Genomic DNA, 12,256 nt, shown 5'->3' on the forward strand with positions numbered 1-12,256 from the left:
CGCCCGCAACATGGACACTCAAGCGTCTTTCCTCACTCTCGAGGCTGCGCGCTTAGGCGGTACCTTCCCGACGCCCACGTCCAGGATGTCGGCTTTGACGTCAGACCGCGTTGGCAGGGCGCCTGCGCTTTTTCGGCCCTGGGCTACCTTGGCCTTGCGGCCCTGGGCAACCTTGGCCACATTCGAGCCGTTTTGGGCGTGTTCGGTTGGGTGGTGCTCAGTTCGTGCGGTTGTCGGGGTCGTTACATAATCACCCATGTCGACCTTGGACAGTGCGCGCTTGAACTGGGTGGCGAAACCGGGGTACATGGTGCCGTTGTATCCGTCATTCGTGAGGTACCAGCTCTTGCAACCCGAATTCCAAGTCGTACTTCCCAACCGCTGCTGTACCTCGCCGTGGTAATTATTTTGCCGATCTTCGCGGACCTCGAGCGTACTGAGATCATTCGCGATGATCGCGCCGATGGCTTTGACGATGTAGTTGATCTCGGCCTCCATGTACACGAGGGCCGAGTTATGGCCGGGCCCTGAATTTGGTCCGAAGGTGAAGAAAAGATTGGGATAGCCTGCGACGGTGACGCTCCGGTACGCATAGGCGCCCTGGGACCACTCGTCGGAGAGCTCACGACCATGCGCGCCTCGGATGGGAAAAGGTGTGCCAGCCTTGCATACATCGAAGCCGGTGGCGAAGACGATGCAGTCCAGTTCGTGTTCGATGCCATCTGCGGTCCGTATGCCATTCGGCGACAGGGTCGCGATCGGCCATGAGACGAGCTTGCAGTTGTCGCGCTGAAGAGCGGGGTAGTAATCGCTGCTCATCAGCATCCGTTTGCAGCCGGCACGGAAGTTCGGCGTCAGCTGGCGCCTGAGCCAAGTATCCGATACCTGCCTCCGCAAATTCGCCTTCGCCAGTAGCTGGATGCCAGTGGTGACCGGGGTATCCCAGACCATGCCGACGGCCATGAGCTCGTGGCCCCAAAACCACGCCTGCCGTCCGACGTTCTGCACGCGAGGCAAGCGACGAAACGCCGTCCGCACCCACTGCGGATGGGAGAAGTCGGGCCGAGGGAGGACCCAGCCGGGGGTGCGTTGGAAGACCTTGACCGACCGCGCAGTCTTCACCAGTTCGGGAATGATCTGAACAGCGCTGGCTCCGGTGCCGATCACGGCGACACGTTTGTCGCTCATGTCGTAGTCGTGATCCCAACGCGCACTGTGGATCTTGTGACCATCGAAGGTGTCCAGTCCGCGGATGTCCGGCAGGCTCGCATTCGCCAGCGGCCCACTGGCCATCACTGCGGTGCGCGCCGTGAACTGCGAGCCGTCAGCTGTCTGCGCCGTCCACAGTGCGCTTTCCTCGTCGAACTCCAGACCGGTGACGTTCACTCCGAACCGGATGAAACGCGACAGCGAGTACTTGTCGACCATCGTCTTGATGTAGCCGAGGATCTCGGCGCTGCCCGAATACGCGCGGGACCAGTCCGGATTTTGCTCGAACCCGTAGGAATAGAGCAGCGACGGGATGTCGCACGCCGCGCCGGGATAGGTGTTGTCCCGCCAGGTACCACCCACCTCGTCGGCACGTTCAAGGACAACGAAATCGTCGATACCCTGTTGTAGCAACCGGATTGCGGTTCCCAGGCCGGCGAAACCCGCACCGACGATCAAGACGGTCGTGGTGTCGCTCATCTGGCCACCGGTTCGTAGGTCAGCTCTTCTGTCCACGTCGGTGACTTACCGAGCACCTCGGTGGGGAAGTGGTCGATCGCGGTACCCAGCCGCTGCGAAATGAAATGCAATGGCTGAGAACGCTTGATGCTGGCGGACATGTGAGCCTTCAAGATGTGGTAGCCCGGAACGCGGCGCGTGAACTCACTACGATCTCCGACGTTCTCGTACCGCATCACCGCGTTGTAGAGCTTCTCCTCCGACAATCCCATGGCGTTGAGATTGGTCAACATCCTGGTGAGCAACGGCACGTAGAGGACGCCGCCGAGAAGGATTCTCGGGTCGATGAGCGCCCCCATCGTCTGAGTCGCATGAATGCGCATGGGGCTGGCGCCGAGGTCGTTCAGAACCTGGAATCCCACTGCCAAGTGCCGCGATTCGTCGTTGTTGACCTTGTTGAAGACCTCGGCGCAGAGCGGATCCTGCACCTCGTCGAGAAGGAACTTGAGCAATGCTCCGTCGAGCGCAGTCTCCAAGGCTGGGATCGCCGCTCCGATCACCGTCAGCGGGAGGGCCTCGGCGTATCGGTCGATCCACTCGATGACCAGTCGAATATTCTTGTTCGGCACCGGGATTTCCCCTTCCTCGAGCATCCCCCACCGCTGCATGAGCGCCAGCTCCGCGTTGGCGTGCCGCTGCTCCTCGGCATGGAAATACCGGTAGATGTCACCTAGAGCCTCGAACGGCGCTTTCGGCGCCATGGCGGCGAACGCGCGTGCACCGACGTGTTCTATCCACACCACGTCAGCCATGAACTGCTTCAGTTCGGGCCGCTGCTCATCAGTGATTTTATCGGCGCCCGGCGCATCCCAATCGATGTCGGCCAGCGCCCACTGCCGATTCTTGATCGTCTCGAGCATATCGCTGTATTTGAATGCCATTGGAGTCTCCTTTGTCTTTGTCTGGAATGACTTAGCGCGCGATTCGCTCAACCAAACCGAGCGCACGGGTATACGTGGCAGGCACTGCCCGCTTAAATAACCAGAGAATCTTCGCGTCGACTTGGGGTAGGACGTGCAACTGACCGCGATCGTTCGCGTCCAACGTTTTGCGCGCCACCGATTCCGCCGACACGCCGGTCCACTTCATCAAATTCGTTGCCAGCTTGGCGGCCGACTCCTCAATACCAGGGTTATCGACGATGTTGGTCTTGACAAATGTCGGGCACAGTACAGTCACCGCCACACCAGTACCACTCAGCTCGGCCGCCAAAGTCTCGGATAGCGAGAGCACGCCGGCCTTGCTGACGTTATAGGCACCCATCCGGGGCGCTGCTCCAAAACTTGCAGCCGATGCGACGTTGATAATTCCCCCGCTGCCCTTCGCACGAAGTCGCGGTACGAAGATCTCGCAGCCGTAAATCACTCCCCACAAGTTGACTGAAAGTGTCGCTTCCCAGTCCCGCTTGGGCGTCGCGCCGATGACATTGCCACCGATTCCGATGCCCGCGTTGTTGATCACCAGGCTGGCTGCCGCGCCGAACCACTTCTCGGCGCTGTCGGCGAGTTCGCGGACCTGCTCTTCGTCCGTGACATCGCATGCGATGTCGAGCCCCTCGCCGCCGGCTTGGACGACGAGCCCGACCGTCTCCTTGGCACGCACCGGGTCGATGTCGGCACACACCACTCGTCCACCTCTACGGGCGAGCTCCACCGCGAAGGCACGGCCAATTCCGCTGCCCGCTCCCGTTACGACCGCGTTGGCGCGGCGGCTCAGGCGAGGCGGTCTGTCCCACCTCAAGATATCCATCACTACTGAATCCTTTGCAGATTACGGCGACGCCTGACCTGTGAGACAAGCCGGCCTGCAGCCATCTGGTGGCGGCGAACACAATTGTGGTCGCCTGCCACCAGTTTGATGCGGCGCTCCTGCCTTTGTCAAGATGTATTCGTGCGGACAAAGGCAGCAAGGTGGGGCGGGCGTACTGGCGCCGAACGACGGGCTGACCGGCGGCGGCGCCTAGTGAACGCGGCGACGGAGATCTGGACGGAAAGCGGATGGGCTGCCGTGACAATGCGTGGGGTCTGCTCCAGAGCCGCGCTGAACGACCGATATTTCTACGAGGAGTTCAAGACGCGCGATGAGTTGCTCGTAGCAGCGTGGGACAACGTGCGGGACGAGATGCTCGGCGAGGTTTCGGCAACATTTGCCGAACGCGTCGGTCAACCACCGATCGAAACCATTCGCGCCGCAATCTCGATCGTTGTTCTCCGCATCGCGCAGGATGCCGGGCGAGCACAGATCCTGCTGACACAGCACGTCGGCAGTTCAACATTGCAAGATCGCCGAGCGGTGGCCTTGCAGGAAGCAACCCAGCTCGTCATGGCCGCCAGCAAGCCGCATCTGAAGCCTGACGCAGACGAAATGGCTCTGCGTATGGACACGTTTGTAGCGGTCGGCGGCTTCGTCGAACTGATCAGCGCTTGGCACGCAGGACTACTGGTCGATGTAAGTCAGGTCGACATCGTCGAACATACGAGTAGACTTGCTGAGACGCTGGCTCGCCGCTACGTGGTTGATAAGTTTGGCTAGCTGGTACTCCGGAGGCAATTTCCCGGTGGCGGAGGCTGCATTGGCCGCAGGGGTCGTGACACACCGTTGACTTACCTTAGAAACGGTGGAAGGTCCGTCTCGTCGACCTGCCAAGCCGACGCTCCTGCTGTCGAATGGCGGCTTCACTCAGAGGCCAATCTGCTTGGCGATGATCTCCTTCATGATTTCGGTGGTGCCGCCCCCGATACCCAGGATGCGCGAATCGCGATAGTGCCTTTCGACCTCGGTCTCGCGTAGGTAGCCCATGCCACCGTATAGTTGGACGGCCGTGTCAACGGCGAGCGCGCAGGCCTCTACGGCTTGGTTCTTGGCCATCGAGACCATCCGCACGTCGGTGTCTCCGGCGACGATGCGGTCCACAGCGGCACGGGTGTACGTACGGGCGACGTCGACGGCCGTCGCGATATCGACGATCTTGTGCCGCACCACCTGTCGGGTGGATAGCGGTCGACCGAAGGTTTCGCGCTTCTTCACCCAATCCAGCGTCAGGTCGAGGCAGCGCTGGGCCGTGGCGTAGCACTGGACGGCGATGAAAGCACGTTCGACCTGGAACTGTTGCATGATCTGCAGGAATCCGCTGCCTTCGGGGCCAACCAGATTGACCACCGGCACGCGCACGTCGGTGAATCCGAGTTCGGCGGTATCGGAGCACAGCCAGCCCATCTTCTTCAGTGCCCGCGAGACCAAGAAACCCGTGGCGCCACGCTCCACCACGAGCAGAGAAATCCCCGACGGGCCCGGGCCGCCGGTACGCACGGCGGTGGTCACGAAATCGGCGCGGACACCCGAGGTGATGAACAGCTTCGCACCGTTGACCACGTAGTGGTCGCCGTCGCGCCGTGCGGTAGTGCGGATGCCGGCGACGTCAGAACCGGTGTCGGGTTCGGTGATGCCAAGGCTGCCGATCTTCTCCCCGGCCAGGGTCGGCGCCACGAAGCTGCGGATCTGCTCGGGATCGCCCTGCGCGGCCATATGGGGCACTGCGATGTGATGCGTAAGTAGGCTGGCCAGTAAGCCCGACGAGCCGCCGGCCTCCATCACGGCCTCGGTGAGCAGCACCAGGTCGCGCAGGTCACCGCCGGAGCCACCGATCTCTTCGGCGAACCCGATGCCCAGCAACCCCGCTGCGGCTGCGCGGCGGTGGAGTTCTCTAGGGAGCTCTCCGGCGTCCTCCCAGTCTTGCAGGTGAGGAACGATCTCCTTCTGGGTGAACGACATCGCGAGGTTGCGCAACGAGATGCGCTCGGGCGTCATCCACGGGTCGGCTGCGGCCGCCTCCGCTTCCCGCTGATCCGGCTGTTTCATGTGAGTTGCTCCTGCTGTGATCACTCGGGGACGGCACGATTGCCACGTCGACCCCATTGTCGTCGAATGTTAATGACCGATAACGTAGCGTGTCAGGAGATCGACGTTGATGTCACCTGGAGGAAAGTTGATTGACGTCCTGCCCGACCGGGTCGACACCCGCGCGCCGGTATACCTCGAGAATCGCGAGGGACTCATCGCGCAGCTCCATGCGCTCGCCGAACAGCTGGCGCTGGCCAACGGTGGCGGCGGCGAGAAGTACGTCGCCCGGCACCGTAGCCGCGGCAAGATGCTGGCTCGGGAGCGCGTCGAGCTGCTCATCGACCCCGACACGGCCTTCCTGGAACTCTGTCCGTTCGCGGCGTGGGGCACGAAGTTTCCGGTGGGCGGCAGCGTTGTGGTCGGCATCGGCATCGTCGAAGGCGTCGAGTCGATGATCATCGCGCACGACCCGACCGTGCGCGGCGGAGCCTCGAACCCCTACACCTTCCGAAAAGTGTTCCGGGGCATGGCAGTCGCCCGCGAGAACCGGCTGCCCATCATCAACGTCGTCGAGTCGGGCGGGGCGGACCTGCCCACGCAGGCCGAGATCTTCGTGCCCGGGGGCCAGCTATTCAACGACCTCACCCAGCACAGCGCGCAGGGCCTGCCGACACTGGCGCTGGTATTCGGTAACTCGACGGCAGGCGGCGCGTACATCCCCGGCATGTGTGATTACGTGGTGATGGTCCGCAACCGGTCCAAGGTCTTCCTCGGTGGTCCGCCGCTGGTGAAGATGGCGACCGGCGAAGTGTCCGACGACGAGTCGCTCGGCGGCGCCGACATGCACGCCCGCACCTCCGGGCTGGCCGACTACATGGCCGAGGACGAGCAGGACGCCATCCGGATCGGGCGGCGCATCATGGCCAGACTGAACTGGCGCAAGCTCGGGCCCGGCCCGACACAGCCACCGACCCCCCCGCTGCGAGACCCCGACCAACTCCTCGGGATCGCTTCGGTGGACCCGAAGGTTCCCTTCGACCCACGTGATGTCATCGCCCGAATCGTGGACGGGTCCGCCTTCGACGAGTTCAAGCCGCTATACGGCACCTCGCTGGTCACCGGTTGGGCCTCGATCCACGGATACCCGGTAGGGATCCTTGCCAACGCGCGCGGAATCCTGTTCAGCGAGGAGGCGGAGAAGGCCGCCCAGTTTATTCAGCTGGCGAACCAGATCGACACGCCACTGGTGTTTCTGCAGAACACCACCGGCTACATGGTCGGCGCGGAGTACGAGCAGGGTGGCATCATCAAGGACGGCGCGAAGATGATCAACGCCGTCTCCAACAGCGCTGTCCCACACCTGACGATCGTGATGGGCGCGTCCTACGGTGCGGGCAATTACGGGATGTGCGGGCGGTCCTACTTTCCCCGCTTCCTGTTCACCTGGCCCAACTCGCGTTCGGCCGTCATGGGCCCGGCCCAGCTCGCGGGCGTGCTGTCGATCGTGGCCCGCGAGTCGGCCGCCGACCGGGGGCTCCCGTTCGACGAGGAGGCCGACGCCCAGATGCGCGCTGCCGTCGAGGGCCAGATCGAGCGTGAGTCGTTGGCGCTGGCCAACAGCGGCAGGCTCTACGACGACGGGATCATCGACCCGCGCGACACCCGTACCGTTCTCGGGTTCTGCCTTTCCGTGGTCCACAACAGCGAGATCCGTGGCCAGCGTGGCTACGGCGTGTTCCGGATGTGATGGCGATGCCCGTGATCAAGAAGCTGCTGGTGGCCAACCGGGGAGAGATCGCCCGACGCGTGTTTCGCACCTGTCGCGAACTCGGCATCGCGACCGTCGCCGTGTACTCCGACGCCGACGCCGACGCCTGGCACGTGGACGATGCCGACGAGGCCGTCCGGCTACCGGGTTCCTCGCCGGCGGAGACCTACCTCGACGGTGACCGGGTGATCGCCGCCGCCCTCCTCACCGGCGCCGACGCCGTGCATCCCGGCTACGGCTTCATGTCGGAGAACGCCGGCTTCGCGCGGGCCTGCGCCGACGCCGGGCTCGTGTTCGTCGGCCCGCCGCCGGATGCCATCGACGCGATGGGTTCCAAGCTGACGGCCAAGGCGATGATGGCCGATGCGGGCGTGCCGGTTCTCCCGGGCGGCGACGCGACCGGCCTGGACCCCGACAAGCTGCGCAAGCTCGGCGCCGAGATCGGCTACCCGCTGCTGGTCAAGGCGAGCGCGGGTGGCGGCGGGCGCGGCATGCGGGTTGTCGAGTCGGCCGACGACCTCGACGGAGCCGTGGCCTCGGCCTCGCGCGAGGCGATGTCGGCGTTCTCGGACGGCACGGTGTTCCTCGAGCGGTACGTGCAGCGTCCCCGCCACGTTGAGATCCAGCTGTTGGCCGACATGCACGGCACGGTTGTCTCGCTGTTCGAGCGGGAGTGCTCGGTGCAGCGCCGCCACCAAAAGGTCATCGAGGAGGCGCCCTCGCCCGTCGTCGACGACGACCTGCGCGCCCGGATGGGCGCGGCGGCGGTCGCGGCGGCACAGGCCGTGGGTTACGTCGGGGCCGGAACGGTCGAGTTCGTCCTCGACGCGAACGGCGGCGATGACGACGGGACGTTCGCCTTCCTGGAGATGAACACCCGGCTGCAGGTCGAGCACCCGGTCACCGAACTCGTCACCGGGCTCGACCTCGTGCGCCTGCAGTTGCTGGTGGCGATGGGTCGGCCACTGCCTGCCGAGGTGAGCAAGCCGCGGATCACCGGCCACGCGGTCGAGGCCCGGCTCTACGCCGAGGACCCCACGAAGGGCTACCTGCCGCAGACCGGAACGCTGCGCACGATGCAGATCCCCGACCACGTCGGGGTCCGGGTGGACTCCGGCGTGCGCGACGGCTCGGTGGTCAGCCACCACTATGACGCCATGCTGGCCAAGGTGATCGCCTGGGCGCCCACCCGCGCCGAGGCGCTCGGCGCGCTGTCCGCCGCGCTCGCCGGCGCCCGGATCCACGGACTCACCACCAACCGGGATCTGCTGGTTCGCGTTCTGCGCCACGACGAGTTCGCCGGACGCGGCACCGACACCGGGTTCCTCGACCGCCACGACGTGGCCGACCTCGGCGCAGCCCTCATCGACCGCGACGGGGAGGGCTTGCACGCCATCGCGGCCACACTCGCCCAGGTCGCGGGACGCCGCGCGGCGGCCCCCGTCCAGCCGACGCTGCCTGCCGGGTGGCGCAACAACCCGTCCCAACTGCAGTCCACCGGATGGCTGACCGCCGACGGCCGCGAGCGTCGGGTGGGCTATGCGCTGCTCCGCGACGGCGTCGAGGTCGAAGTCGACGGCAAACCGGTCGAGGACGTCAGGGTGCTCGTGCAGCGGCCGGACCGGGTGGTCCTGGAGACCGGCGGGGTACGGCGCGGCTACGACGTCGTCCTCGACGGCGACATCGCCTACGTTGACAGCCCTGCCGGGTCCACTGCGTTCACCCAGGTACCGCGGTTCCTGGACCCCAGCACGCTCAAGCCGGCGGGCTCGCTGACGGCGCCTATGCCGGGTTCGGTGATCCGGCTGCCCGTCGCCGCGGGCGACGTCGTGACGGCCGGGCAGGCCTTGGTCGTGGTGGAGGCGATGAAGATGGAACACACCATCGCCAGCCCGATCGACGGGATCGTCGCCGAACTCTCGGTCGAGGTGGGTCAGCAGGTGTCCACCGGCGATGCCCTCGCGGTGGTCGGAGCGGCCGACAGTGCAGACGAGGATTGAGCACCATCAGACCCGTCACCGGCCCCGGTGGCGGGTGACTTCGAAGTAGGAGAGCGGTATGGAACTGCACGAGACCGAGGAACGGCGAGCGCTGCGCAAGGCCGTGTCCGAGATCGCCAAGGACTTCGGGCACGACTACTACGTGGCCAAGTCGCTCGGCGGGGAGAAGAGTTCGGAACTCTGGCAGGCCGTGGGCAAGCAGGGGTTCCTCGGGGTCAACATCGCCGAGCAGTACGGCGGCGGTGGCGGCGGCATCTACGACATGCAGATCGTCGGTGAGGAACTGGCCGCGGCCGGCTGCCCGCTGCTGATGACGGTGGTCTCCCCCACCATCTGCGGCACGATCATCGAGGCTTTCGGCAGCGACGAGCTAAAGGCGCGCTGGCTGCCGGGCATCGCCAGCGGCGAGATCATCATGGCGTTCGCGATCACCGAGCCGGATGCGGGCTCGAACTCTCACAACATCTCCACCCACGCCAAGCGCGTCGGTGGGGATTGGGTGCTCAACGGCACCAAGTACTACATTTCCGGCGTCGACGAGGCGGAGGCCATCCTGGTCGTCACCCGCACCGCGACCGACGACCGCGGCCGCGGACGGCTGAGCCTGCTGGTGGTCCCGACCGACGCGCCCGGGTTGACCAAGACCCTCATCCCGGTGCAGGCGGTGACACCGGAGAAGCAGTTCACGCTGTTCTTCGACGACGTGCGGGTGCCGGCCGAGAACCTGATCGGCGCGGAAAACGACGGTCTGCGTCAGGTGTTCATGGGCCTCAACCCCGAACGCATCATGGGCGCCGCCCTGGGCAACGGCATCGGCCGCTACGCGCTGGACAAGGCGTCGGCCTACGCGCGCGAGCGCAAGGTCTGGGACGTGCCGATCGGAGCCCACCAGGGCCTGTCCCACCCGCTTGCGCACGCCAAGATCCAGCTGGAGCTGGCCCGGCTGATGACCCAGCGGGCGGCCTCACTGCACGACGCCGGCGACCCCGGTTCCGCGGAGGCGTCGAACATGGCCAAATACGCTGCGGCGGAGGCCGGCATCCTGGCCCTCGACCAGGCGATCCAGACCCACGGCGGCAACGGGTTGGCCACCGAGTACGGGCTGGCCACTCTCTGGGGCCCGGTGCGGCTGATGCGCACCGCGCCGATCAGCCGAGAGATGATCCTCAACTATGTGGCTCAGCACAGCCTGAACCTGCCCCGCTCATACTGAGCATCCTTCATCCGTTCGTGTCCGCTTCGGTCTACAAGACGGACGGTGGTGATCGGTCGCCCGCCGGGGCCGGGTCCTGCCTTACCGAGCATTTGTCAACCAAAACTGCCGAGGAGGCAAATCAACATGGATCGCGGTATCGGTCAGTGGGTCACCAAACGGGCCTTCCTCAACGGGCAGCGCACGGCGTTCGTCTGCGGTGACACCAGCTTCACGTACTCCGACTTCGATCGGCGCACCAACCAGGTCGCTTCGAACCTGTTGCGTCTCGGCGTCCGCAAGGGGGACCGGGTGGCCATACTGCTGGTGAACTCGGTCGAGTTCATGGAGGTCCTCCTCGGCTGCGCGAAGATCGGCGCCATCACCATCCCGATCAACGTCCGACTCGCAGGCCCGGAGATCGGCTACATCCTCGCCGACTCCGGCGCCGACGTGTTCGTGTTCCACGAGCCGCTCGCGGCGGCGGCGGTCAGCGCGCTGGCCGAGCCGGGGGTCCGGGTCCGCCACACGGTCCGGGCCGGGGGCGCCCCGGCCGACGGCGAGATCGCCTACCCAGACCTGCTCTCCGGCGGCGCCCCCGAGCCTCTCGACAGCGACGTCGAGGGCCGCGACGCCGCGTTCATCATGTACACCTCGGGCACCACCGGCCGCCCGAAGGGCGCCATCCTCACCCACGACAACCTACTGTGGAACGCCATCAACGTGCTGGGCGCCGAACAAGGCCTGACCGGCAGCGACGTGACTGTTGCAGTCGCCCCCATGTTCCACATCGGCGGGCTCGGGGTACATACGCTGCCATTGCTCTACGTCGGCGGGACCAGCGTGATCCTCCCGTCGTTCAACCCGGTGAGCACGCTCAAGGCGATGGCCGAAAGCCGCGCCACCGTCCAGTTCATGGTGCCGGCGATGTGGTCGGCGCTGACCCAGGTGCCCGACTTCGACTCCTACGATCTCTCCGCGTTGCGTCTGGCCATGGGCGGCGGCGCACCGATGCCGCTGACTGTCATCGACTTCATGCAGCAACGTGGCGTCCCCTTCACCGAGGGATTTGGGATGACCGAGACTGCACCCATGGTCTCGGTCTTGGACGCCGCCAACATCACGACGCGGGCCGGATCAATCGGCCGGGTCGCCATGCACGTCGATGCCCGCATCGTGGACGCCGACGACCGGGACGTCCCGGCCGACACCGTCGGCGAACTCCTGGTGCGCGGACCCAACGTGTTCGTCGGGTACTGGATGAAGCCGGCGACCACCGCCGAGGCCTTCCGGGGCGGCTGGTTCCACACCGGCGACCTCGGCCGGATCGACGCCGACGGCTACATCACGCTCGTCGACCGCAAGAAGGACATGATCATCTCGGGCGGGGAAAATGTCTACCCCATCGAGGTCGAGCAGGTGCTGTTCCGTCACCCCGGTGTGCTCGACGCCGCGGTGGTCGGCGGTCCGGACGACAAGTGGGGTGAGCGCGTCGTCGCGGTGGTGGTGGCCGACCCAGCCGCCGAGCAGGAACCCAGCGCCGACGAACTGATCGCCTGGTGCCGCGAACGGCTGGCGCATTTCAAGTGCCCCCGCGAAGTGCACCTCCTTCCCGAGCTGCCCCGCAACGCCACCGGCAAGCTCCTCAAGACCGAGCTGCGCAAGCGATTCACCGGCGTCGAGGGCGGCGTCGTCCAGCGCTGAGGCACGACACCGGAGGCGGAGCGC

General features: G+C 65.5%; 9 protein-coding genes. 5 read left to right on the top strand and 4 right to left on the bottom strand.

All coding sequences use genetic code 11. The features are described from left to right. Positions 1-18: 18 nt before the first annotated feature. Genes BEMPMBAN_RS02170 through BEMPMBAN_RS02180 form a run of 3 tightly spaced genes read right to left on the bottom strand, consistent with a single transcriptional unit; the run spans position 19 to position 3,477 of the window. A complete protein-coding gene (locus BEMPMBAN_RS02170) occupies positions 19-1,689 on the bottom strand; it encodes a flavin-containing monooxygenase (protein ID WP_011895450.1) in 1,671 nt (556 codons plus the stop codon). Further along, entirely contained in the window at positions 1,686-2,609 is a 924-nt protein-coding gene (locus tag BEMPMBAN_RS02175) for a hypothetical protein (RefSeq protein ID WP_011895451.1), read from the bottom strand. The genes BEMPMBAN_RS02170 and BEMPMBAN_RS02175 overlap by 4 nt, the downstream gene beginning before the upstream one ends. 31 nt (positions 2,610-2,640) lie before the next feature. Then, positions 2,641-3,477 (bottom strand): SDR family NAD(P)-dependent oxidoreductase, encoded by an 837-nt coding sequence (locus BEMPMBAN_RS02180; RefSeq protein WP_011895452.1) that lies wholly within the window; start codon positions 3,475-3,477, stop codon positions 2,641-2,643. Positions 3,478-3,618: 141 nt separating this feature from the next. On the opposite strand from BEMPMBAN_RS02180, the gene BEMPMBAN_RS02185 reads away from it, so the two are divergent. Next, positions 3,619-4,260 (top strand): TetR/AcrR family transcriptional regulator, encoded by a 642-nt coding sequence (locus BEMPMBAN_RS02185; protein ID WP_085981139.1) that lies wholly within the window; start codon positions 3,619-3,621, stop codon positions 4,258-4,260. A 147-nt stretch (positions 4,261-4,407) separates the two neighbouring features. On the opposite strand, the gene BEMPMBAN_RS02190 is transcribed toward BEMPMBAN_RS02185, so the two are convergent. Beyond that, a complete protein-coding gene (locus BEMPMBAN_RS02190) occupies positions 4,408-5,607 on the bottom strand; it encodes an acyl-CoA dehydrogenase family protein (RefSeq protein ID WP_370492758.1) in 1,200 nt (399 codons plus the stop codon). A 106-nt stretch (positions 5,608-5,713) separates the two neighbouring features. On the opposite strand from BEMPMBAN_RS02190, the gene BEMPMBAN_RS02195 reads away from it, so the two are divergent. From BEMPMBAN_RS02195 to BEMPMBAN_RS02210, 4 genes are all read left to right on the top strand, one after another. After that, positions 5,714-7,315: an acyl-CoA carboxylase subunit beta gene (locus tag BEMPMBAN_RS02195; RefSeq protein WP_067992181.1), complete on the top strand. Its 1,602-nt coding sequence runs from the start codon at positions 5,714-5,716 to the stop codon at positions 7,313-7,315. Between the two features lie 5 nt (positions 7,316-7,320). Beyond that, complete coding sequence (locus tag BEMPMBAN_RS02200; RefSeq protein WP_172527842.1) at positions 7,321-9,336, top strand: acetyl/propionyl/methylcrotonyl-CoA carboxylase subunit alpha; 2,016 nt, start codon at positions 7,321-7,323, stop codon at positions 9,334-9,336. Between the two features lie 58 nt (positions 9,337-9,394). Then, entirely contained in the window at positions 9,395-10,549 is a 1,155-nt protein-coding gene (locus tag BEMPMBAN_RS02205; protein WP_067992172.1) for an acyl-CoA dehydrogenase family protein, read from the top strand. A gap of 126 nt (positions 10,550-10,675) precedes the next feature. Continuing rightward, positions 10,676-12,232, top strand: coding sequence for an acyl-CoA synthetase (locus BEMPMBAN_RS02210; RefSeq protein ID WP_067992169.1), 1,557 nt, complete (start codon positions 10,676-10,678; stop codon positions 12,230-12,232). The last annotated feature ends 24 nt before the right edge of the window (positions 12,233-12,256 follow it).

The organism is Mycolicibacterium austroafricanum (assembly GCF_902705885.1).
In the GTDB taxonomy this organism is placed as follows: Bacteria; Actinomycetota; Actinomycetes; order Mycobacteriales; family Mycobacteriaceae; genus Mycobacterium; species Mycobacterium vanbaalenii_A.

Coding starts and splice junctions, on each gene's coding strand:
- BEMPMBAN_RS02170 (WP_011895450.1), bottom strand. CDS start 1,689: ATGAGCGACACCACGACCGTCTTGATCGTCGGTGCGGGTTTCGCCGGC.
- BEMPMBAN_RS02175 (WP_011895451.1), bottom strand. CDS start 2,609: ATGGCATTCAAATACAGCGATATGCTCGAGACGATCAAGAATCGGCAG.
- BEMPMBAN_RS02180 (WP_011895452.1), bottom strand. CDS start 3,477: ATGGATATCTTGAGGTGGGACAGACCGCCTCGCCTGAGCCGCCGCGCC.
- BEMPMBAN_RS02200 (WP_172527842.1), top strand. CDS start 7,321: ATGCCCGTGATCAAGAAGCTGCTGGTGGCCAACCGGGGAGAGATCGCC.
- BEMPMBAN_RS02205 (WP_067992172.1), top strand. CDS start 9,395: ATGGAACTGCACGAGACCGAGGAACGGCGAGCGCTGCGCAAGGCCGTG.
- BEMPMBAN_RS02210 (WP_067992169.1), top strand. CDS start 10,676: ATGGATCGCGGTATCGGTCAGTGGGTCACCAAACGGGCCTTCCTCAAC.